This is a genomic window from Streptomyces sp. NPDC002573 (genome assembly GCF_042889625.1).
Classification (GTDB): Bacteria; Actinomycetota; Actinomycetes; order Streptomycetales; family Streptomycetaceae; genus Streptomyces; species Streptomyces gibsoniae.
In genome coordinates, this window is the sequence record NZ_JBIARC010000040.1 from 13,576 (window position 1) to 36,357 (window position 22,782).

Sequence of the window (22,782 nt, forward strand, 5' to 3'; positions counted from 1 at the left end):
GTGTTCTCGCTCACAGCTTCGGCGCAATCTCTTCGATCCAGATCCGCTCCCGCTGCTCCTGCGACATGTGGCAGGCGGCCCAGTGCTTGCCGCCGACCTCGGTCAGCTCGGGGCGGACCGTGCGGGTGACGTTGTCCTTCGGGATGTCCGCGTACGGGCAACGCGGGTTGAAGGCGCAGCCGGACGGGATGTTGATCAGCGAGGGCGGGGAGCCCTTGACCGGGGTCAGGCGCTCCTGCTGCTCGCGGTCCAGGCGCGGCATCGAGCCGAGCAGGCCCCAGGTGTAGGGGTGACGGGGCTCGTAGAACACCTTCTCGGCCGGACCGCGCTCGACGCAGCGGCCGCCGTACATCACCAGGATGTCGTCGGCCAGTTCGGCGACGACGCCCAGGTCGTGGGTGATGATGATGACCGCGGAGCCGAACTCCTTCTGCAGATCCCGGATGAGGTCGAGGATCTGCGCCTGGACGGTCACGTCCAGGGCGGTCGTCGGCTCGTCCGCGATGAGCAGTTCGGGGTTGTTGACCAGCGACATCGCGATCATCGCGCGCTGGCGCATACCGCCGGAGAACTCGTGCGGGTAGTTGTCCACCCGCTTGTCCGGCTGGGGGATCCCCACGCGGTCGAGCATCTCGATCGCCCGCTTACGGGCGGTCTTCTTGTCGACGTCGTGGTGGATGCGGTACGCCTCCACGATCTGCTGGCCGATCGTGTAGTACGGGTGCAGCGCGGACAGCGGGTCCTGGAAGATCATCGACATCTGACGGCCGCGCAGCTTGCGCACGTGGTCCGGGTCGGCGGACAGCAGCTCGGTGCCGTCCAGCCAGATCTCGCCCGAGATCCGCGCCTTGCGCTTGCCGTACTGGCCGGCGGTGTGCAGGCCCATGATGCCGAGCGAGGTCACCGACTTGCCCGAGCCCGACTCGCCCACGATGCCGAGGGTCTTGCCCTTCTCCAGCTGGAAGCTGAGGCCGTCGACGGACTTGACCAGGCCGTCGTCGGTCGGGAAGTGCACCTTCAGATCGCGCACTTCCAGGAAGGCTGTCGACGCGGGCGAGGAGCCGGTGGGCTCGCCCACGGCCGCTCCGGTCTTGCTGAGTTCGGTCATGACAGCCTCACTCGGGGGTCGATCACGGCGTACAGGACGTCCACCACGAGGTTGGCGACGAGCACCGCGAGGGAGGTGATCAGAGTGACGCCCAGAATGATGGGCAGGTCCTGGTTCTTGATGGCGGTCAGCACGGCCTGGCCGAGGCCGGGGATGCTGAACGTCGTCTCGGTGAGGATCGCACCGCCGATGAGGGCGCCGAGGTCCATGCCGAGCATGGTGAGGATGGGAGTCATGGTGGAACGCATGGCGTGCTTGCCGATGACGACCTGCTCCTTGAGGCCCTTGGCGCGAGCCGTGCGGATGTAGTCCTCGCCCAGGATCTCCAGCATGGTGGCGCGGGTGATCCGGGCGTACATCGCCGCGTAGAGGAACGCCAGGGTGATCCACGGCAGGATCATGCCGCCGAGCCACCCGGTGAAGCTGTCACTGATGGAGACGTACTTGCCGTCGATCCAGTTCAGTCCATAACTGAAGATCGCCAGCGAGAGCAGACCGGTGAAGTAGATCGGCAGGGAGACACCGCTGAGGGCGACGACCATCGCGCCGCGGTCCCACAGGCTGCCCCGCTTGAGCGCGGAGAGCACACCCGCCGCGACACCGAAGACCAGCCACAGCACGGCGGCGCCGAGCGCGAGACCCAGGGTCACCGGGAAGCGGTCGGTCAGCACCGGCCACACGGCCTGCTCGCTGCGGAAGGAGTAGCCGAAGCACGGCGCGGCGCAGTGGGTGACGTCGCCGCCGGCCGAGTAAGTGCGGCCGACGAAGATGCCCTTGAAGAACTCCCAGACCTGGACATAGATCGGGTGGCTCAGGCCCAGCTTCTCCCGTACCGCCTCGACGGCGTGGGGGTCTGCCTGCTTGCCCACGAAGCTCGTGGCGATGTCCACGCCCGCCCACTTGGGGACGAGGAAGAAGATGCTGAAGACCACCAGGATGATGACCACCAGCATCACTGCGGCGGCGAACAGCCGCCTGATGAGGTAAGCGAGCACAGCTTACGGCCCGCCGCGGACCGCGGGCCACCGGAGGTCGTCCGATGGCCCGCGGTCTCGCCGCGCCGGCCTTCACCTGCCTTTCGTGCCGTACGGCGGGTGTGCCGGGTTTACTTCGTGGACTTCAGGCCGAGGTTGACGAAGTCGTAGTAACCGCTGTACGCGTTCGTCGTGTACACGTTGGCCAGACGCGAGGAGCGGATGTTCAGCAGCCGCTCGAAGGTGAAGGGCAGGTAGTACGCGCCCTCCATGACCTTGTGGTCGATCTCGGTGGCGAGCTGGGTCTTCTTCGACTCGTCGAGCGTGCTCGTGTACTGGTTGAACAGGCCGTCGATCGTCTTGTCCTTGATCAGAGCGTAGTTGTTGTTACCGCTCTGCAGGATGTACGAGCTGTCCCACAGCGGAATGCCGTAGCCCTGGACTGTCGGGAAGTCCGGACCCCAGCCCATGATGATGATGCCGAGGTTCTTCTTCGCGACGTTCGCGGGGGCGCCGATGATGCCCGGGGTCTGCGAGCCGTCGTACTGGTAGATGTCGGCGGTGATGCCGACCTTCTTCAGCGCGGCCTGGAGGGACTCGGCGGTGGCGACTTCCTGCTGCTTGTTGTTGCGGACCGCGATCGTGGTCTTGAAGCCGTTCGGCTGACCGCAGGCCTTCAGCTCCTGCTTGGCCAGGTCGACGTTGCCGTTCTTGTTGGCCCCGGAGATCTGGTACGGGTCGTACTTCTGGCCCTCGCCACCGGCCACCGACGGCGGGAGCATGTTGGTGCCGATGTCACCACCGGCGATGGGGCCACCGCGAGCGGTCTGCAGCGACACGTGGTCGGCCGCGTAGATGACGGCCTTGCGGCAGTGCAGGTTGTCGAACGGCTTGACGCTCTGCGGGAAGACCGCGTAGCGGATGAAGCCGGAGACCGGGTTGTCCAGGTTGCCCTTGTGCTGCTTCAGGGCGATCTGGCGGCCCTGCGGGCCGAGACCCGTCTGGCCGGCGTCGAGGTCGTAGTCGCCCTTGATCAGACGCTGGTCCATGTCGGCCTGGTTGGTCGAGATGTCGAGCGTGATCTTGTCCGGGTACGCCTTGCGGACCGGGTCCGAGGACGCGTTCCACTTGTCGTTGCGGACCAGCACCAGGTTCTTGCCCGGGCTGTAGGACTGGAACTTGTACGGGCCGGAGGAGAACGGGTGCAGGCCGTACTTGGACTTGGTGTCCTGGTCCTGGCGGACCGGGGAGGCCGTGACCATCGCGAGCACCTGCAGGAAGTCCGAGTTGGCCTGCGGCAGGTGGAAGACGATCGTCTTCGCGTCGGGCGTGTCGATCGCCTTCAGGCCCAGGTGGTCCTTGGAGGTGTCCTTGTAGGGGCCCTTGTAGGCGTTCTTCGGGTCCAGCATCTGCTGGAGGTAGATCGGACCGCCGGACAGGACGTCCTGCGCCCAGACGCGCTCGATGCCGTACTTGATGTCCTGGGAGGTGATCGGCTTGCCGTCCTCCCAGGTGATGCCGTCACGCAGCTTGAACGTGTACGTCTTGCCGCCGTCCGCGACCTGGCCCATGTCGGTGGCGAGGTCCGGCTGCAGCTGCGCGCCCTCGGCACCCGGCGCGGTCTTGTAGGTGAGCAGCTGACGGCTGTAGTACCGCGAGAAGTCCCACATGAAGCCGTAGTAGCCGCGCGTGGTGTCCCACGAGTCGGCGTCCTGGGCGCTCACGAACTTCAGCGTGCCGCCCTTCTTGACCTGGTCGGCCTGGGCGACCTTGTTGTTCGCCGCGTCGAAGCCGGCCGCGCCGTCCTTGCTGCCGCCGTCGCCGTTGCCTCCGCCGCACGCCGCCGTGGTCAGCAGCCCGGCGACCACTGCGGCAGCGGCAAGGGCCCGCTTGCGCCGCCCTGAGGTGCGTTGGGTAGTCACGATCTCGGATCCTCCGGATTTGATGAGAGACCCCGTGGATGAGCTCACGGGACGCTTGGGGTATGGCACTTCAGCGCGAACCCTTCGGGTCGAGCGCGTCACGCACGCCGTCGCCGAACAGGTTGAAGGCCAGAACCGTGATGAAGATCGCCACGCCCGGGACCACCATGTACATGGGGTCCGAGTCGTAGTAGTCGATCGCGCTCGAGAGCATCTGCCCCCAGGAGGCGGTGGGCGGCTTGACGCCCACGCCCAGGAAGCTGAGGGCAGCCTCGGTGAGGATGTTCGTCGGGATCATCATCGTCGTGTACACGATGATCGGGGCGACGAGGTTCGGCAGCAGTTCCTTGAACAGGATGTAGAGCCGGCCGGCGCCGAGCGAACGGGCCGCCTCGACGTACTCGCGCTCACGCATCGAGAGCGTCTGGCCGCGCACCACGCGGCCCACGTAGGGCCAGCCGAAGAAGCCGATGACCAGGATCATCACGAACACACGGACACCGGTGCCGGAGAGCCCCAGCATCTCGTTGGGCATCACGGAGACCAGCGCGATGATGAACAGCAGCTGCGGGAAGGCGAGCAGACCGTCCATGACCCGGCTGATGACCGAGTCGACCCAGCCGCCGAAGAAGCCCGCCAGGATGCCGAGAACGGTGCCCAGGACGACGGCGACCACGGCGGACAGGAAGCCGACGAGCAGCGAGATCTGGGCGCCGTACAGGATGCGGGCGAAGACGTCGCGGCCGTTGACCGGCTCGACACCGAGCAGATGGTCGCCGCTGATGCCGCCCAGCGATCCCGTGGGCGTGCTGAACAACGGGTCCACCAGGTTCTCGTGGTAGACGTCCGGGTCCTGTCCGACCAGGTTCGTGATCACCGGCGCGAGCACCGCGATCACGATGAGGATGAGCACCACGACGCCGCCCGCAAGGGCGAGCTTGTCCCGCTTGAGGCGCTCCCAGGCGATGCGGCCCAGGGAACGTCCCTGTACAGCCTTCGCGTCAGCACTGGCTACGGCCGCTTCCTCGGCAGCACTCGGTGCCGCTTCCGCGGTCGGCTCGTGCAATGGTGCCGTCATCTGGCAGGGACCCCTCTCAACCGGCGGTGACCGGCCCGCACTTGCCGCTGTGGCGGCATGATCAGTCCGTCGTACACAGGGGCGGAACCCCTTGAAGCGGGAGTCTTCAACGCTTTGGCGATCAGTTGCCAGACTTGGCGATGAAAGGATGCGCAAACGTGACACGCACAAGGGGATTCCGTTATCCGGACGATGGGTAACGGGGTGCGGACACCCACCAAGTGGGGCAGACCGCACAAGATTTGGATCTATCTCCCGCATCTACGCGCGAAGAGGGGCTCCTGCCACGGTAGCTGACCGGCATCCGAGACGGTCCGGGGGCCCACCCGAATCACTCCGGACTCAGTACGCCCCACGCACCGGCGGATACCCGTATCCCCCGGCCGCCGGAGCCTGGGCGGGGGCGGCGTGGGCCTCCCGGTCATAGAACGGACGGGCACGGGCGCGGAGCCACATCGCGACCGGGTCGTACTCGTCGGACATCGCGACGGTCGACACGGACAGTCCCTCCGGGACCGCCACGACGGACTGCTGCATCATCGCGCGCACCGAGTCGACGGCGGGCGGCGAGGTGTCGTAGACGTCCAGGCCGATGGCCAGGTAGGGGGCGCCGACGGCGGGCTGCACCCAGGCGCGGCGCAGCGAGCGCACCGCGGACGTGCGGTGCGCGTTCTGGGTGAGGACGGCGTAGAACTGCGGGATCTCGATGACCGGTTCGGTGAGCCGGAGCGGACCCGCGGGCTGGCGCTCCAGACCGGTCGCGATACGGCGCAGATCCAGCCAGGGGATGCCGACGCCGCCGCCCGGCGCATGCGGGTTCAGCCACAGGCCGTAGTGGTCGGGGTAGAGGGTGCGGGCCGCGTCGAGGGCGTCGACCACCTCGTACGAGCGGTTCCAGCCGCTGGCCGAGAGTTCCTGGGCGGAGGTGACGCAGGGCGCGTAGCCGTAGCCGTTCACGTCCATGTTTCCGTACTGGGCGTCCGGCGAGCCGGCCTGGCCGTGCCAGAGCAGCATCCAGACCTGACCGGAGGAAGGGGTCGCGAGCAGGCGCAGCAGCGCCTCGTAGGCGTCGTAACGCCCGGGCGTCACCTGGCGCAGCATCTGCTCGACCTGTCCGGCCGCGGCCGTGCCCGACGCGCTCACCCTCTACCGCCCCTTCACGACAAACCTGACAACCCCGACGGAGGTCTTCGGTGCGTGGTGCACGGATTTCAGCCGCGTCACCCCGACCGAGCCATTCTCCCCTGTCCGCGGGACACTGCACTCCCCCGCGGCCGTGCCGGGGGCCGGACCCCCGCCCCGAGCCGGAAACCGCGTGTTCCGTCCCGGCCATGAAACCAGGTTAGGGCGCCATACTGACAGCACCCCGACGCGCGCCACCCCACATCGTGACGGCAGCGCGCGCCGCGTTTCCGGGCAGTTCAGTAACCGTGCTGGTAGAAGGGCCGCACCTGCTCCCGCAGCCACTCCCCGACCGGGTCCTGCGCCACATCCAGAAACACCATGTTCACGGGCATTCCCACCGGGACCCGGCCGAGCGCCCGGCCGAGCGCGTCCAGCGGAAGCGTCCGTATGTCGGCCTCCGCGGCGGCGAGTTCGACGCCGATGAACATCACCGGGTCGGCGGTCTCGATCACCGCCAGGCAGCGGCGGGCGGTGAGCACGACCCCCGTCGCGGCGAACTCGGCCGACGCGGCGGCGAGGAAGTCCACCGGGTCGTCCTGCCAGTCGGGCTCGAAGAGCCGGACCCGTCCGCCGCTCACCGGGCCGTCCAGTTCGGTGCGCCCGCCGCGGCACAGCTCGGCCACCGCGGCCGGCGGCAGCGGCACGCCCACCAGCCCGCCCGGGTTGACGGCGATGCCGACCTGCGGGGGCAGCCCGCGGGCGAACTCGACGGCGGGCGCGATCGTGTACGACATGTGGTTGCCGACGACCTGGCGGAACTGCTCCTCCGAACTGAACACCGGTACATACGCCTGCCCCTCGATCTCCAGCGTGGGCAGATCGAGCGGGCCGCTCTGCGGGCCCCCGCCGCTCGGCAGCGGCACCCACAGGAAGCTGCGGCCGAGGACCTCCACGATCCGGCCGCCGGCCGACGGGACGCCGAGCGAGGCGGAGAGCACCTCTTCCAGTTCGTTGCCCGGCCATCCGCCGTGCGGATGGGGGTGTGTCTGTGCGGGGAAGTCCGCGGGAAGATCCGCCGGGAAGTCCATCTGCTACCGCCTGCGAAAGAGCTGAGAAACCACTGCTGAGGACCGAAAGGCTAACGGGTGCGGGGGGTGTGTTCGCGGGGTCGGTCCGACGTCCGCCTCCGCCCCGGCGCCCGCCTCAGTCCGCGAAGTCGATCCGGTGCAGGACGTCCGCCGCCTCCCGGTCCAGGAGGACCACCGAGCCGCAGCCGTCCGGGACGGTTCCCCTCGCGACGGAGCCCAGCAGGCGCCGGGTGGCCCGGCGGTGCCTGAGGAACGCGTACCGCGAGACGCCACGGCCGCGCTCGCGCTGACCGTCCAGGGCCGTGTCCGCGGTGACGTCGAGCACGAGCAGATGGAGGGCGCCGCCGCGGCGGCGGGCCGCGCGGGCCAGCCAGGCGCGCACCCAGGTCTGCGTACCGCAGTCGTGGACGACGACTCCGGTGCGGGCGCGCAGGGCGCGGCGCAGGCCGGCGTAGTGGGCGAGGCGGACGAGGGGGCGATAGACCGCGTACGGCAGAAAGCGGGACAGCCGCTCGTCCCAGCGGTCCCGGACGTCCTGGGAGTCGATCCGCGCGCCCCGCACCGCCCGGCGCATGAGGGTGGACTTGCCGCTGCCGGGCAGCCCGGTGATCACGACGATGTCGCCCGCCCGGAAGGTGAGCCCCCGGGGGCCCCGGCCCGCCCGGCCCCGCAGATCGCGGACCCGGGCGCCCGCCACCGCCCGCGGCTCGCTGCGGGCCCGACGGGCCGGGGAGCCCGGCTGGGCGGGCACCGCGATGCCCGAGATCGTCGCGTACGCCGTCGTCCTGTCCACCGTGATCGTCCTCCCCTGGGGGTCAGGAAGTCCCGTCCCCGTCGAGCGTAAAGAGAAGGTAATGGGCGGTGTCTCGTGATGGTGTCGCCGTAGCGCCACAAGCCGGTCACGGATACGGCCCTGCCATGATCGGACAAGGCGTGCAATGATGTGCCCGCCAACTGCATACCGGCCGCTTGAATCCGCGCGGGAGAGTCCCGGGTCCGTACGTCGCCGTACGTCCGCCCGGGCGCCGAAGGAGCAAGTCCCTCCCTTGAATCTCTCAGGCCCCGATACCGCGCGGGCGAGGCACATCTGGAAAGCGGGCCGCTTCAGGTGGCTCCACCCAAGGTGCAAGCCGTGACGACCCGCCCCGCGGGGTCATGGCGAACCTCTCAGGTTCCGATGACAGATGGGGAGGAAACCACCTCGCCCTCCCCCTGCGCCCGGCTTCGTTCGCGCGCCGGGACCCCATCGCCCTGGGAGCACAACCGATGAGCAGTAGCAGCCCCCTGCGCCGTACCGCGCTCGATGCCCTGCATCGTTCGCTGGGCGCGACGATGACCGACTTCGCCGGCTGGGACATGCCCCTGCGATACGGCTCCGAGCGCGACGAGCACCTCGCGGTCCGGACGAAGGCGGGCCTCTTCGACCTCTCGCACATGGGCGAGATCACGGTGACCGGCCCGGACGCGGCCCGGCTGCTCGACCACGCGCTGGTCGGCAACATCGGCTCGGTCGGCGTCGGCCGCGCCCGCTACACCATGATCTGCCAGGCGGACGGCGGCATCCTCGACGACCTGATCGTGTACCGGCTCGGCGAGCGGGAGTACATGGTCGTCGCCAACGCCTCCAACGCCCAGGTGGTGCTGGACGCGCTGGTGGAACGGTCCGCCGGCTTCGACGCCGAGGTGCGCGACGACCGCGACGCCTACGCGCTGATCGCCGTCCAGGGCCCGGAGTCGCCCGGCATCCTGAAGTCCCTCACCGACGCCGACCTCGACGGCCTCAAGTACTACGCGGGCCTGCCCGGCACGGTCGCCGGCGTCCCGGCGCTGATCGCCCGGACCGGCTACACCGGCGAGGACGGCTTCGAGCTGTTCGTCGCCCCCGAGCACGCCGAGAAGCTGTGGCAGGCGCTGACCGGGGCGGGTGCGCCGGTCGGCCTGATCCCCTGCGGTCTGTCCTGCCGGGACACGCTGCGCCTGGAGGCGGGCATGCCGCTGTACGGGCACGAGCTGACCACCTCCCTGACCCCCTTCGACGCCGGTCTCGGCCGGGTCGTGAAGTTCGAGAAGGAGGGCGACTTCGTGGGGCGCGCGGCGCTCCACGAGGCCGCCCAGCGCGCCGCGCAGAACCCGCCGCGCGTCCTGGTCGGCCTGGTCGCCGAGGGCCGGCGGGTGCCGCGGGCCGGGTACGCAGTCGTCTCCGGCGGCGAGGTGATCGGCGAGGTCACCTCCGGCGCGCCCTCCCCCACGCTGGGCCGGCCGATCGCGATGGCGTACGTCGACGCCGCGCACTCCGCGCCCGGCACGGCCGGGGTCGCGGTGGACATCCGGGGCAGCCACGAGCCGTACGAGGTCGTGGCGCTGCCGTTCTACAAGCGCCAGAAGTAGACACTGGGCCCGGGCCGGACGTCGCACCGTCCCGTCCGGCCTGCTCACGAACGCCTTCAGCAGTCCCCCTTCACCACCACTCCCGCGCGTACAGGAGAATTCAGGCCATGAACAACCCCCAGCAGCTGCGTTACAGCAAGGAGCACGAGTGGCTGTCGGGCGCCGAGGACGGCGTCTCGACGGTCGGCATCACGGAGCACGCGGCCAACGCGCTCGGCGATGTCGTGTTCGTTCAGCTCCCGGAGGTCGGTGACACGGTGAGCGCGGGCGAGACCTGCGGCGAGCTGGAGTCGACCAAGTCGGTCAGCGACCTCTACTCCCCGGTCTCCGGCGAGGTCACCGAGGTCAACGAGGACGTGGTGAACGACCCGTCGCTGGTGAACTCCGCCCCCTTCGAGGGCGGCTGGCTGTTCCGCGTACGCGTGTCGGAGGAGCCCTCCGACCTGCTCACCGCGGACGAGTACACCGAGTTCTCCGGCAGCTGAGGAACCACATCCATGTCGCTTCTGAACACCCCCCTGCACGAACTCGACCCGGATGTCGCCGCGGCCGTCGACGCCGAGCTGCACCGCCAGCAGTCCACCCTCGAGATGATCGCCTCGGAGAACTTCGCCCCGGTCGCGGTCATGGAGGCCCAGGGCTCGGTCCTCACCAACAAGTACGCCGAGGGCTACCCGGGACGCCGCTACTACGGCGGCTGTGAGCACGTCGACGTGGTCGAGCAGATCGCCATCGACCGCGTCAAGGCGCTCTTCGGCGCCGAGCACGCCAATGTGCAGCCGCACTCGGGTGCGCAGGCCAACGCGGCCGCGATGTTCGCGCTGCTCCAGCCCGGTGACACGATCATGGGTCTGAACCTGGCACACGGCGGCCATCTGACCCACGGCATGAAGATCAACTTCTCCGGCAAGCTCTACAACGTGGTCGCGTACCACGTGGGCGACGACGGCACCGTGGACATGGGCGAGGTCGAGCGCCTCGCCAAGGAGAACCGCCCGAAGCTGATCGTCGCGGGCTGGTCGGCGTACCCGCGCCAGCTGGACTTCGCCGCCTTCCGCCGGATCGCGGACGAGGTCGGCGCGTACCTCATGGTCGACATGGCGCACTTCGCCGGTCTGGTCGCGGCAGGTCTGCACCCGAACCCGGTCCCGCACGCCCACGTGGTCACCACCACCACCCACAAGACGCTGGGCGGCCCCCGCGGTGGCGTGATCCTCTCGACGGCCGAGCTGGCCAAGAAGATCAACTCCGCGGTCTTCCCCGGTCAGCAGGGCGGTCCCCTGGAGCATGTGGTCGCCGCCAAGGCGGTCGCCTTCAAGGTCGCGGCGAGCGAGGACTTCAAGGAGCGGCAGCAGCGGACGCTGGAGGGCGCCCGCATCCTGGCCGAGCGCCTGGTCAAGGACGACGTCCGGGCCGTGGGCGTGGACGTGCTGTCCGGCGGCACCGACGTGCACCTGGTCCTGGTCGACCTGCGGAACTCCGAGCTGGACGGCCAGCAGGCCGAGGACCGTCTGCACGAGGTCGGCATCACGGTCAACCGCAACGCGATCCCGAACGACCCGCGCCCCCCGATGGTCACCTCGGGCCTTCGGATCGGCACGCCCGCCCTGGCGACCCGCGGCTTCACGGCCGAGGACTTCGCCGAGGTCGCGGACGTCATCGCCGAGGCGCTCAAGCCGTCCTACGACGCCGAGGCGCTCAAGGACCGGGTGAAGGCCCTGGCCGACAAGCACCCGCTGTACCCGGCTCTCGCCCGGTAAGTCACCCTTCGGCCGGCACCGCGCACACTGGAGAGAGGCGCGGTGCCCGGCCGGCCCCTGCACCACCCCCGTATTGAGGAGTACCCGTGGCCATCTCGGTCTTCGACCTGTTCTCGATCGGCATCGGCCCGTCCAGCTCCCACACGGTCGGCCCGATGCGCGCGGCGCGCCTGTTCGCCCTGCGTCTGCGCAACGAGGCCCTGCTGGAATCGGTCGTGTCCGTGCGCACCGAGCTGTACGGCTCCCTGGGCGCCACCGGCCACGGCCACGGCACACCCAAGGCCGTTCTGCTCGGCCTCGAGGGCGCCTCGCCGCGCACGGTGGACGTGGAGGGCGCCGACCAGCGGGTGGAGGACATCAAGGAGTCCGGCCGCCTCCGGCTGCTCGACGAGCACGAGATCGCGTTCTCCTTCGACGACGACCTGGTGCTGCACCGCCGCAAGGCGCTGCCCTACCACGCGAACGGCATGACCCTGTGGGCGTACGACGCCACGGGGGCCGAGCTGCTCACCAAGACCTACTACTCGGTCGGCGGCGGCTTCGTCGTCGACGAGGACGCGGTCGGCGCGGACCGCATCAAGCTCGACGACACGGTGCTGAAGTACCCCTTCCGCACCGGCGACGAGCTGCTGCGCCTGACCAAGGAGACGGGTCTGTCGATCTCCTCGCTGATGCTGGAGAACGAGCGGGCCTGGCGCACGGAGGAGGAGATCCGTGCGGGCCTGCTGGAGATATGGCAGGTTATGCAGGGCTGTGTGACCCGCGGCCTGTCCCGTGAGGGCATCCTGCCGGGCGGCCTGAAGGTTCGCCGCCGCGCGGCCGTCACCGCGCGCCAGCTCCGCGCCGAGGGCGACCCGCTGGCCCGCGCGATGGAGTGGATCACCCTCTACGCGATGGCCGTGAACGAGGAGAACGCCGCCGGCGGCCGGGTGGTCACGGCCCCGACGAACGGCGCCGCGGGCATCATCCCGGCGGTGCTGCACTACTACATCAACTTCGTGCCCGGCGCGGACGAGGACGGCGTGGTCCGCTTCCTGCTCGCCGCGGGCGCGATCGGCATGCTCTTCAAGGAGAACGCCTCCATCTCCGGCGCGGAGGTCGGCTGCCAGGGCGAGGTCGGCTCGGCCTGCTCGATGGCGGCGGGCGCGCTGGCGGAGGTCCTGGGCGGCACCCCCGAGCAGGTGGAGAACGCGGCCGAGATCGGCATGGAGCACAACCTCGGCCTGACCTGCGACCCGGTCGGCGGTCTGGTCCAGATCCCGTGCATCGAGCGCAACGGCATGGCGGCGGTCAAGGCGGTCACGGCGGCCCGCATGGCGATGCGCGGCGACGGCTCCCACAAGGTCTCCCTGGACAAGGTCATCAAGACGATGAAGGAGACCGGGGCGGACATGAGCGTCAAGTACAAGGAGACGGCGCGGGGCGGGCTCGCGGTCAACATCATCGAGTGCTGAGGCCGGTCGGAAAACCTGTGCAGCGTTGAAGAACCCCGGCGGGAAGGTGACCGCCGGGGTTCTCTGTCGACGTCCCACCCGTTGCGGCGTCACAAGGCATCGAGTGGCGTCACGCGACGCCGAGTGGCACCACGTGGTGCCATGTGGTGTCACGTGGTGCCATTTCGCGCCCGCATGGCTGCATGAGCACGCATGGCGCCACGATGACCCACGTCGACACCTTCACGTTTCCGCAGGTCAGGGCGACTTCCCTCAAGCCGACGCGTCGCGGCGCACCATTGAGGCTTGCATATGGCGCCATCGTGGTGCCACTATGACGTCATGGACCTCACCCCGTATGTCGACACCCTCCGCCGTGAACTCGCGGTGGCCGCCGAGGCAGGCGGGGAGGATGCTCGCGAGCTGGCCGAGCGGCTCACCGCTCCTCTGGAGTCGGCGACCCGTCTGACCATGCTCAATGTGCTCTCCGCCGCGATGGACGAGATCACCCGTGAGCTCGCCCCCGGCTCGGTCGACGTACGGCTGCGCGGTCTGGACCCCGACTTCGTGGTGACGCTGCCGCCCGTCGACAGCGGCCCGGCGGAGACGGCCGCCCCACCCGTCGAACCGCTCAAGGCACCGGTGCCCGCCGAGGTCGACGAGGGCGGCACCGCCCGCGTCAATCTGCGGCTGCCGGCCCACCTCAAGGTGCGCGCCGAGGAGGCCGCGAGCCGCGAGGGCCTGTCGGTCAACGCGTGGCTGGTGCGGGCCGTGTCGGCCGCGGTCGACGGCGGTGCGCAGCCACCACGTGCCACGCAGCGGACCAGCACCGTCGGGCAGAGCTTCACGGGCTGGGTGCGCTAGCCGCGCCCGCGCCCGCTTCAGCAGGGCACTTCACTCACACCACGTCCCACCTGCAGGGACACCCCAAGGACTCATGAGGACGGCACAGCCATGCCTACTTTCGACACTCCCGGACCGATTTCGGTCGCCGCCCACGTGGGCGCCGGTTCCATCCGCTTCACCACGAGCGACCGCCTCGACACCGTCGTGGAGGTGCAACCCGGCAGCCAGAAGCGGGGCAAGGACGTACGGGCCGCCGAACAGACCGAGGTCACGTACGCGAGCGGCGTCCTGACCGTGAGGACGAGGGAGCGCGCCTTCATCGGGCCCAGTGGCACCGTCGATGTGACCGTCGACCTGCCCGCCGGCTCGCGCGTCGACGTGAACGGCTCCTGGATCCAGGTGCTCGGCCAGGGCCGGCTCGGCGAGGTCCGGGTGAAGTCCTCGGTCGGTGACGTCCGCCTCGACGCGACCGGGCCGCTCAAGCTGACCGTCTCCCACGGCTCGATCACCGTCGACCGGGTCGAGGGCACGGCCGACATCACCACCAGTTCCGGCAGCCTGCGCGTCGGTACCGTCGACGGCCCCGCCGTCCTGAAGAACTCGCAGGGCACCACGGTCGTCGGCGCCGTGACCGGCGACCTGCGGGTGAGCGGCGCCCACGGCGACATCGACGTCACACGCGCCGAGAGCTCGGTCACCGCCACCACCGCCCACGGCACCCTGCGCGTCGCCGAAGTCGCCCGTGGCACCGTCCAGTTGGAGACCTCGTACGGCGCCATCGAGGTCGGCGTCCGCGAGGGCACCGCCGCCTGGCTCGACGTCAGCTCCGAGCGCGGGCAGGTGCGCAACGCGATCGCCGCCTCCGAGGCCCCGGACAAGACCGAGGACACCGTCGAGGTCCGCGCCAGGACCCGCTGGGGCAACATCGACGTACGCCGCGCCCGGCTCTGAGCACCGGCGCCGCCGACTCACCCACTCCCCAGTCGCTTTCGCCCACTCCCCAGTCGCTTCAGCCCTCGAACGGGAGGACTCCATGCCTTCTTCTGTCATGCCCACACCCAGTCAGGGGGTCGGTCCAATGCCGCCCGCCGCCGTCTCCACCATCGGTCTGCGCAAGGCGTACGGCGACAAGACCGTGCTCGACGGCATCGATCTGCGCATCCCGGCCGGGTCCGTGTTCGCGCTGCTCGGGCCCAACGGCGCGGGCAAGACCACCACCGTGCAGATCCTGTCCACGCTCATCGCCGCCGACGGCGGGCAGGCCCAGGTCGCGGGCCACGACGTCGCCACGTCGCCGGACGGGGTGCGCGCCGCGATCGGCGTCACCGGGCAGTTCTCCGCGCTCGACGACCTGCTCACCGCCGAGGAGAACCTGCTCCTCATGGCCGACCTGCTGCGGTTGGGCAAGCGTGAAGGCAGGGCCCGGACCAAGGAGTTGCTGGAGCGGTTCGGCATCGCGGACGTGGCGAAGAACCGGGCCGCGACCTTCTCCGGCGGTATGCGGCGCCGGCTCGACCTCGCCATGACGCTGGTCGGCGACCCTCAGGTGATCTTCCTGGACGAGCCGACGACCGGGCTCGATCCGCGCAGCCGCCGCACCATGTGGGACACGGTGCGCTCGCTGGTCGCGGGCGGCACCACCGTCTTCCTCACCACCCAGTACCTGGAGGAGGCCGACCAGCTGGCCGACCGGATCGCCGTGCTCGACGGCGGCCGGATCGTCGCCGAGGGCACCGCCGACGAGCTCAAGGCGCAGATCCCCGGCAGTCACGTACGGCTGCGGTTCACCGAGTCCGCCGAGTACGAGCGCGCGGCCGCCGCCTTCCCCGGCGCGGCTCGGGACGACGAGAACCTCGCGCTGCGGGTGGCGGGCGACGGCGGCCTCGACGCGCTGCGCGCGCTGCTCGACCGGCTCGACGCCGCCGGCATCCGGGCCGCCGGCTTCTCCGTGCACACCCCCGACCTCGACGACGTGTTCCTCGTCCTGACCGGCGAGAGCACCACCGCCTCCCCGCTCCACGTCAAGGAGACCCTGCGATGAGCACCCTCACCTACGCCGTGCACGACTCGACGACGATGCTGCGGCGCAACCTCAAGCACGCGATCCGCTATCCGTCCGTGGGGCTCGGCAGCGCCATGATGCCGATCCTTATGCTGCTGCTGTTCGTGTACGCCTTCGGTGACTCGATCGGCGCCGGCATGGGCGGCGGCCGGGACACGTACGTGAACTACCTCACCCCCGGCATCATCATCATGGGCGTGGCCGCCGGCTCGATGTCGACCTCGATCGCGGTCTGCTCCGACATGACCGAGGGCATCATCAACCGCTTCCGCACCATGAACATCACGCGGTCGTCGTTCATGACGGGGCATGTCCTCGGCAGCGTCATCCAGACGATGGTGTGCATGGTCCCGGTCGTGGGCGTCGCGCTCGCCGTCGGCTTCCGGTCCGGGGCGACCCCGCTGGAGTGGCTGGCGGCGGCCGGCCTCCTCACGGCCATCGCCTTCGCGGTGACCTGGCTGTCGGTGGCGCTCGGTCTGATCTCCAAGACCGTCGAGTCCGCGAGCAACAAGCCGCTGCTGATCCAGTTCCTGCCGTTCCTCGGCTCGGCGTTCGTACCGGCCGGCTCGATGTCGCCGGGCCTGCGCTGGTTCGCCGAGAACCAGCCGTTCACCCCGATGACGGAGACCCTGCGCGGCCTGCTCTCCGGCTCCGCGATCGGCGACAACGCCTGGATCGCGCTCGCCTGGTGCGCCGGCATCACCCTGGTCGGCTACGTCTGGTCGCGCTCACTGTTCAACAGCACCACCAAGCGCTGAGGGCCTGTCTCTCGACCTCGGTCCGATCTCGGATCTCGCACAGGCACCGCGAGCGGAGGGCTCGATTCCCACAAAGCCCTCCGCTCGCGGTCGTTCCGCATCCATCGCCCGGAGGGACCGGCCGTGGGCCATGAGCCGCAGCCCACGGCCGGTCCCGCCCGGGCGGTGGCTCACCCGGCGTGCACGGTTCCCGCGTAGCGCTGGGCGAAGCGGGTGCCCGTCGCCGCGGTGACCGTGACGTCGTAGCGTCCGTCCTCGGTGCGCCACGTCAGCCGGGTGTGGCCGTCGGCCTTGACCCACACGGTCTGTTCCTTGCCGGCGAAGTCGTTCGGGGTGATCGTGAAGGCCACCTCCGTGCCGCCGGCGTTGCGCAGGTCCAGTTCCACCGTCGCGTGCTCCGGGCGCCCGGGGTGCCGCAGGGTCGCGGTGACCGACGGCACGGCCACGTCGTCCTGGCCCTCGCGGACGACCGTGCCGGAGAAGCGGCGGACGAACCCGTCGGCGCCGTACACGGAGAAGTCGTAGCGGCCGTCGGTGGCCGTGGCGTCCCACACATAGGTGCGGGAGGCATGCGGCGGGACCGTGAACGGGGTGCCGGTGAAGGGCAGGGCGGTGTTCGGCAGCACGGTGAAGTGGTAGCCGACGCTGCCCTGGTTGGTGAGCGTGCAGGTGACCTTGCCCGTGGCGCGGTCGACCGTGACATCGGCCCACGGCCGGTACGGAAGCGCGCGATGCGGGCGCGTGCCCTCCTCCTGCGCGGGCATGGACTGCTGGTCGGGGATCTTCACCGGCGGCAGGGAGTTGCCGGCGTCGGCCTTGGCCATCAGGGCGACCGTGTCGGGCAGGTCGGGGATGCCGTAGTCGGGCTTGGTGAAGTCGAAGCAGCTGGTGAGGTCGCCGCAGACGGTGCGCCGCCAGTCGGAGATGTTGGGCTCCTGCACTCCGGTGACGCGTTCGAGGAAGCGCAGCACCGACGTGTGGTCGAACACCTGGGAGTTGGTCCAGCCGCCGCGCGACCACGGCGACACCACCCACAGCGGCACCCGGCTGCCCAGACCGATGGGCTTGCCGTTCGCGAACTCGTCCTTGGTGCCCGCCTCGGGGAACGGCGGGATGACGTGGTCGAAGTAGCCGTCGTTCTCGTCGTACATCAGGAGGAAGACGGTGTGCTTCCACACCTCGGGATTGGAGAACAGCGACTGCAGCGCGGTGTCGACCCAGTGGGCGCCGTAGTCGGGGCTGGCGTTCGGGTGCTCGCAGAACAGGTACGGCGCCACCAGCCAGGAGACCGTGGGCAGGGTGCCGTCCTTGCAGTGCTTGTCGAACGCCGTGAGGTCCCACTTCGTCATGGCGTTGATGTAGCGCGGGTCGTCCTTGGGGAACTCGTGGAACTGCTTGAAGTACGACAGCGCGTTGTCGTCGTAGTCCCCGTACCGGTCGTCGGAGCCGTCCGGGTTGTGGTAGACGCGCCAGCTGACGCCGGCCTTCTCCAGGCGCTCGGCGTACGTCGTCCAGTCGGCCACCGGGTTGCCCGTGACAGGAGTGTTGTCGGTCCACGGGCCGGTGGTGCCGTCGACGCCGGGGCCCGCGGTGCCGGTCCACAGATAGAGGCGGTTGGGGTCGGTGGGGCCGTTCAGGGAGCAGAAGTAGCCGTCGCAGAGGGTGAAGGCGTCGGCCAGGGCGTACTGGTAGGGGATGTCCGCGCGGGTGAAGTAGCCCATGGTGCGCTCGCCCTTGGACTGCACCCACTTGTCCATGGCGCCGTGGTTGACGGCGTTGTGGCCGGTGTCCCAGTCGTGCGCGAGGCCGCCCGCGTTCTGCGCGTTGTACTTCGTGGTGTCCATGCGGAAGGGCAGCAGATAGCCCTCCTTGCGGCCTCTGGAGGGCTGGCGGAACACGGAGTCGCCGCCCGCGAGGACGGAGGCCTGACGGTCGCCGAAGCCCCGTACGCCGTTCAGAGTGCCGAAGTAGTGGTCGAAGCTGCGGTTCTCCTGCATCAGGATGACGACGTGCTTGACGTCGGCGATGCTGCCGTGCCGGGCGGTGCGGCCCGCAGCCTCCGCGGCCTCCGCGGTGCCGGGGAGTCCGGCCGCGAGGGCGGCGCCGGCCGCGGTGGTGCCGATGAAGGTGCGGCGGCTGATCTCGGTCATGAGAGGAAGGTCCTTCGGTCGTTCGGGGGTCAGCCGCGGGCGGACAGGGAGAAGGCGACGACGGCGGCGGCGTGGTCGGAGGGCCAGCCGTTGGCGGAGGTGTCCGGCACGGGCCGGGGCCAGCCGGTGAACAGGCTGTGGGCCTCCAGCACCTTCAGCCGCCCCGCGTACTGGACCTGGTCGATCCGGTCCTGGGGTTCCACGCCACCGCCCTCGTGCTGCGGCCTGACGGGGGACCAGGTGATGCCGGGCGCCTTCGCCGGGCTGGGGTTGGCGTCCCGGAAGGCGTCGACGAGTCCGGCCTTCGCCAGCGCCTCGGTGACCGGCCATTCGACCCGGCCCACTCCCCCGTGCGCGGACGCCGTCCGGTTCGTCCAGTCGTGGTGGGAGGGCGATGCGAGGCCGCCCGCCAGCACGACGGGGGTACGGGAGGCCAGATCCGAGCGCATCGCGGCCACCAGCGCCTGCGCCTGCCGGTAGCGTGCCGTTCCCTTCTCCGCCGTCTCGACCTGTGCGGGCGTCCGTCCCGCCAGCAGCGCGTACGGGCCGTAGGCGGCCTCGTCGAGCTGGGCCGTCCACAGCCGCACCGTGCGGTCGCCGGGCAGGTGCAGCGTCGCGGCGGCGGCCGGGAGCGCCGTGGTCGGGGCGACGACGTCGGTGAGCGGATAGCGGCTCACGATGCCGAGGCCACCGGCCTGGTGCACATGCCAGCCGAGCGCCCCGGCGAGGTTCCCGGCCCCGTCGTCGCCGCATTCCTGGAGCGCCACGACGTCCAGGCCCTGGGTGAGCACCAGCCGCAGTTGCTTCTCCAGGAACCCGTCGATGTGGGTACCGGCGTCCCACAGGTTCAGCGTGGCGACCTTCAGCCGCAGCCGGTCCCGGGAGGCCCGCACGGGCACCTGGACGGTGACGGTGTCGGTGCCGACGGCACTGTCGGTGACGGCGACCACCATCCGGCCGGGCGTCCGCGGGGCGATGGCCGGAGCCTTGCCCTCGACCGTGCCGTCCGCGGCCACCGACAGCCACCCGTCGCCCGCGACCCGTCTGAAGGCCGCGCTGCCCGCGGCGTTGCCCTCCGGTCTGATCCACAGGCCGCCCAGCTTCACCGAGAAGGCCGTGCCCGCGGTCTGCGGGGCGGTGGTGACGGCGTCCACGACCGCGTGCGGGCGCGGGAACACGGGCCGGACCGTGAAGGTGAACGCGGCGGTGTGGGCCAGGACGCCGTAGCCGTCCTTGGCCAGCAGGTAGGCGGTGTACGGGCCGCCGCTGAGGCCGGAGGTGTCGATGGTGATGTCGCCGGAGACACCGGGGGTGTACTCCCAGGCGAGAGAGGCGCCGTGCCCGGGTTGCCGGTCGCCGTCGTAGACGCCGATCCAGTTCTTCGCGTCGGGCGCGTCGGTCGCCCAGTGGAAGGAGACCTTGTCCCCCTCGTGCGGGGCGGGTGTGGTCAGCGTGATCGAGGAGCCGGTGGGCGCCCCGGCGAAGCTGAACGCCTCGGTCCGGGCGAGGATGTCGTAGCCGTCCTTGGCCAGCAGGTACGCGGTGTACGGGCCTCCGCTGAGGCCGGAGGTGTCGACGGTCGTCTGCCCGGAGGCGGCGTCGGGCACATAGGCCCATACGAGGGAGCTGCTGCCGCTGCGGGGCTGCCGGTCGCCGTCGTAGACGCCGATCCAGTTCTTCGCGTCGGGCGCGTCGGTCGCCCAGGCGAAGGTCAGCTTGTCGCCCCGCTGCGGGGGCGTCGTGGAGGCGATCGCGATGCTGCTGCCGGATGCGACGGCCTGTGAGAGGGGTGGCACGGTGTCGGGTCCTCTCCGCCCCCGGGGTCGCCGCTGCGATCCCCCAGTGAGCAAAGTTGTCTAGATAACTTCACCCTCAGCAAGCCGTTCGAGAGCGACGGGCCAGTGAACGACGGGTTGCCGTCATCCGGGAAGTAGACGGAAATCTGAGGATGCCCTGTGCGTGGAGAGCGAGCGACTTCCGATCTCGACAACCTTTCTGAACTGGGGATTTGTGAGTCGGTCGGGCTCAACGGCCGTACCGGAAGGCCGGTGGCACCAGCTCGCGCGGACCGGGGTGGTCAAAGGGACGCGGCACTCCGGGCCCTTCGGTGACGCGCACCGATCTGTGCACACAGCAGGGTGATTCCGGGATGCGTTCCGCACACCGCCGCGCGGCGGACGGCGACCTCGTAGCGCGGGGGCCGATGTTCCCCCTGGGGCTACCGCGCAGTAATCCCGCGCTTCTAGGCTGCCGCCAACTCGACTGTATAGAAAGGGAGTTGACGTGCGAGTGATGAGACGCGTGGCGGCGTTGCTGGGTGCCGCCGTGATGGTGACGGGCGTTGGGGGGAACGCCCGTGCGGCGGGGCCCGACTTCGCCGATGCGACCACGATCGGGACGCACAACGCCTATGACAAGGCCAAGTACACCTACTTCGCGCAGGCGCTGGACTCCGGGGCCTCGCTGCTCGAACTGGACGTGTACGTGGACAGCCTGACCCATCGGTGGCGGGTGAGCCACAGCAACCCGTTCGGCAACGACAACAACTGCGAGGCCGCGAAGACCCCGGGTGAGCTGTACAGCAAGGCCCGCAACCAGGACCTGGGCAGCTGCCTGGACAACATCGCGGCGTGGAACCAGCTCCACCCCGACCACCCGCCGATCGTGTTCAAGGTCGAGATGAAGGTCGGCTTCAACGCCAAGGGCGGGCTCGGCCCGAACGAGTTCGACACACTGGTGTCTCAGAAGCTCGGAAACAGCGTGTACAAGCCGGCCGACCTGCTGGGCGGGTCGTACCCCTCCCTGGACGCGGCGGCCAAGGCGAACGCCTGGCCCTCCCGCGACTCCCTCAAGGGCAAGTTCCTCTTCGAGCTGATCCCCGGCACCGTGGAGCAGGCCAACCCGTTCGACCACTACTGGACGGACCAGGAGTACGGCGATCACCTGCACGACCTGTACGCGGCGGGGAAGATCGCCCAGGCGCAGGCCTTCCCGGCCGTGCTCGGCGCCGCGAACGGCGACCCTCGCACCAGTCGCTACGACGCCTCGATCCGCCCCTGGTTCGTGTTCTTCGACGGGGACGCGGCGACGTACGTCAACAACGGCTACGACACCCCCTGGTACGACGCCAACCACTACTTCCTGATCATGACGGACGCCGCGAGCGTCTCGCCGGCGATCTCGTCCACGAACCCGACGGACGCGGAAGTGGCGGCCCGGCTCGCGCTGTTGGCCTCGCACGACGCGAGCGTGATCACCTCGGACTGGTCGGCCAAGTCGGCCTCGGTGCTGAGTTCGGTGGCCGACCGCGGCTGATACTCCCGCTCAGGGGGCATACCACCTGTACCAGGGTGAACCAGGCAGCGATCCCTGCCCCCCACGAGCACTTCAGGGAGCTCCCATGCTGCAAGGCATCGATGTCAGCGCGTACCAGTCGTCCGCCTACGACACGAGCGGCCTCTCCTTCGTCTTCATCAAGGCGACGGAGGGGCGTTCGTATGTGAACCCGAAGCTCACCGCCCAGACCAAGACGGCCCGCGACGCCGGCTGCGTGGTCGGCTTCTATCACTTCCTGTGGCCCGGGGACCTCGCGGCCCAGGCCGAGCACTTCGTCTCCAAGGCCCCGGAGCGGGCGGACGACGTGCTGGCCGTGGACTGGGAGACGACCGGCGACGGGACCCACGCGAGCAACGCCGAGAAGGACAGCTTCATCCGCCAGGTGAAGAGCCTGCGGCCCCACAACCGCGTCGTCCTCTACACCAACCGCAACTTCTGGCTCACCATCGACACCACCTCCTACGCCGGGGACGGTCTGTGGATCGCCGACTACGTCACGGCGGGCAAGCCCCGCATCCAGGCGGCGTGGCGCTTCCACCAGTACACCTCCGACCCCGTGGACCGCGACGTCGCGAACTTCACGACCAAGGCCGGGCTCCAGCAGTGGGCGGCGGGTACCTGAGCCGCACACGGGCGGAGGCCGGGGCGGGCCGCGTTCACCGGTCCGCCCGGCGTCGGTGGCGGCTAGTGCTGTGGCCGGAAAGGTTTGCCGGACGGCTCGCGGCGTCCGGTGCTGGGGGTGCCCCCACGCCTT

Annotated in this window: 19 protein-coding genes and 1 riboswitch; of the genes, 10 read left to right on the plus strand and 9 right to left on the minus strand. The window is 69.9% G+C overall.

Translation table 11 applies throughout. The annotated features are described in order from the left end of the window. Nucleotides 1–10: 10 nt before the first annotated feature. The 7 genes from ACFYX0_RS30625 to ACFYX0_RS30655 form a co-directional block, all read right to left on the minus strand. Nucleotides 11–1,108, minus strand: coding sequence for an ABC transporter ATP-binding protein (locus tag ACFYX0_RS30625; RefSeq protein ID WP_388974865.1), 1,098 nt, complete (start codon nucleotides 1,106–1,108; stop codon nucleotides 11–13). After that, the gene (locus ACFYX0_RS30630) at nucleotides 1,105–2,103 is read right to left on the minus strand and encodes an ABC transporter permease (RefSeq protein WP_388974867.1); all 999 of its coding nucleotides are present in this window, start codon (nucleotides 2,101–2,103) and stop codon (nucleotides 1,105–1,107) included. Before ACFYX0_RS30630 ends, ACFYX0_RS30625 begins: the two co-directional genes overlap by 4 nt. Before the next feature lie 110 nt (nucleotides 2,104–2,213). After that, the gene (locus tag ACFYX0_RS30635; protein WP_388974869.1) at nucleotides 2,214–4,004 is read right to left on the minus strand and encodes an ABC transporter substrate-binding protein; all 1,791 of its coding nucleotides are present in this window, start codon (nucleotides 4,002–4,004) and stop codon (nucleotides 2,214–2,216) included. 70 nt (nucleotides 4,005–4,074) lie between these two features. Then, complete coding sequence (locus ACFYX0_RS30640; protein ID WP_388974871.1) at nucleotides 4,075–5,082, minus strand: ABC transporter permease; 1,008 nt, start codon at nucleotides 5,080–5,082, stop codon at nucleotides 4,075–4,077. A gap of 342 nt (nucleotides 5,083–5,424) precedes the next feature. Continuing rightward, the gene (locus ACFYX0_RS30645; protein ID WP_311695108.1) at nucleotides 5,425–6,225 is read right to left on the minus strand and encodes an enhanced serine sensitivity protein SseB C-terminal domain-containing protein; all 801 of its coding nucleotides are present in this window, start codon (nucleotides 6,223–6,225) and stop codon (nucleotides 5,425–5,427) included. Between the two features lie 278 nt (nucleotides 6,226–6,503). Further along, the gene (locus tag ACFYX0_RS30650) at nucleotides 6,504–7,295 is read right to left on the minus strand and encodes an enhanced serine sensitivity protein SseB (RefSeq protein ID WP_388974873.1); all 792 of its coding nucleotides are present in this window, start codon (nucleotides 7,293–7,295) and stop codon (nucleotides 6,504–6,506) included. Nucleotides 7,296–7,410: 115 nt separating this feature from the next. After that, nucleotides 7,411–8,094 (minus strand): AAA family ATPase, encoded by a 684-nt coding sequence (locus ACFYX0_RS30655; RefSeq protein WP_388974965.1) that lies wholly within the window; start codon nucleotides 8,092–8,094, stop codon nucleotides 7,411–7,413. A gap of 171 nt (nucleotides 8,095–8,265) precedes the next feature. Then, nucleotides 8,266–8,376, plus strand: a riboswitch (glycine riboswitch). Nucleotides 8,377–8,561: 185 nt separating this feature from the next. On the opposite strand from ACFYX0_RS30655, the gene gcvT reads away from it, so the two are divergent. The 8 genes from gcvT (at nucleotide 8,562) to ACFYX0_RS30695 (ending at nucleotide 16,542) form a co-directional block, all read left to right on the plus strand. Then, nucleotides 8,562–9,683 carry a glycine cleavage system aminomethyltransferase GcvT gene (gene gcvT, locus ACFYX0_RS30660; RefSeq protein ID WP_388974875.1) on the plus strand — a complete coding sequence of 374 codons (1,122 nt, stop codon included), beginning with the start codon at nucleotides 8,562–8,564 and terminating at the stop codon, nucleotides 9,681–9,683. Nucleotides 9,684–9,790: 107 nt separating this feature from the next. Then, entirely contained in the window at nucleotides 9,791–10,168 is a 378-nt protein-coding gene (gene gcvH / locus ACFYX0_RS30665) for a glycine cleavage system protein GcvH (RefSeq protein ID WP_311695112.1), read from the plus strand. Nucleotides 10,169–10,180: 12 nt separating this feature from the next. Further along, entirely contained in the window at nucleotides 10,181–11,443 is a 1,263-nt protein-coding gene (glyA, locus tag ACFYX0_RS30670) for a serine hydroxymethyltransferase (protein WP_355904659.1), read from the plus strand. A gap of 86 nt (nucleotides 11,444–11,529) precedes the next feature. Beyond that, nucleotides 11,530–12,897: an L-serine ammonia-lyase gene (locus ACFYX0_RS30675; protein ID WP_355904656.1), complete on the plus strand. Its 1,368-nt coding sequence runs from the start codon at nucleotides 11,530–11,532 to the stop codon at nucleotides 12,895–12,897. Between the two features lie 321 nt (nucleotides 12,898–13,218). Next, nucleotides 13,219–13,740, plus strand: coding sequence for a hypothetical protein (locus tag ACFYX0_RS30680; RefSeq protein ID WP_388974877.1), 522 nt, complete (start codon nucleotides 13,219–13,221; stop codon nucleotides 13,738–13,740). A gap of 90 nt (nucleotides 13,741–13,830) precedes the next feature. After that, complete coding sequence (locus tag ACFYX0_RS30685; protein WP_388974879.1) at nucleotides 13,831–14,673, plus strand: DUF4097 domain-containing protein; 843 nt, start codon at nucleotides 13,831–13,833, stop codon at nucleotides 14,671–14,673. Nucleotides 14,674–14,770: 97 nt separating this feature from the next. Then, nucleotides 14,771–15,763 (plus strand): ATP-binding cassette domain-containing protein, encoded by a 993-nt coding sequence (locus ACFYX0_RS30690; RefSeq protein ID WP_388974968.1) that lies wholly within the window; start codon nucleotides 14,771–14,773, stop codon nucleotides 15,761–15,763. Further along, nucleotides 15,760–16,542: an ABC transporter permease gene (locus ACFYX0_RS30695; protein ID WP_388974881.1), complete on the plus strand. Its 783-nt coding sequence runs from the start codon at nucleotides 15,760–15,762 to the stop codon at nucleotides 16,540–16,542. The genes ACFYX0_RS30690 and ACFYX0_RS30695 overlap by 4 nt, the downstream gene beginning before the upstream one ends. Before the next feature lie 170 nt (nucleotides 16,543–16,712). Here the strand turns inward: ACFYX0_RS30695 and ACFYX0_RS30700 are convergent, their stop codons facing one another. Next, the gene (locus ACFYX0_RS30700; protein ID WP_388974883.1) at nucleotides 16,713–18,692 is read right to left on the minus strand and encodes a phosphocholine-specific phospholipase C; all 1,980 of its coding nucleotides are present in this window, start codon (nucleotides 18,690–18,692) and stop codon (nucleotides 16,713–16,715) included. Between the two features lie 29 nt (nucleotides 18,693–18,721). Further along, nucleotides 18,722–20,488 (minus strand): endonuclease/exonuclease/phosphatase family protein, encoded by a 1,767-nt coding sequence (locus ACFYX0_RS30705; protein ID WP_388974885.1) that lies wholly within the window; start codon nucleotides 20,486–20,488, stop codon nucleotides 18,722–18,724. Between the two features lie 496 nt (nucleotides 20,489–20,984). On the opposite strand from ACFYX0_RS30705, the gene ACFYX0_RS30710 reads away from it, so the two are divergent. Further along, nucleotides 20,985–22,007: a phosphatidylinositol-specific phospholipase C domain-containing protein gene (locus tag ACFYX0_RS30710; RefSeq protein WP_388974971.1), complete on the plus strand. Its 1,023-nt coding sequence runs from the start codon at nucleotides 20,985–20,987 to the stop codon at nucleotides 22,005–22,007. Nucleotides 22,008–22,092: 85 nt separating this feature from the next. After that, nucleotides 22,093–22,650, plus strand: a complete 558-nt coding sequence (locus ACFYX0_RS30715) for a glycoside hydrolase family 25 protein (protein WP_388974887.1) — start codon at nucleotides 22,093–22,095, stop codon at nucleotides 22,648–22,650. Nucleotides 22,651–22,782 lie beyond the last annotated feature (132 nt).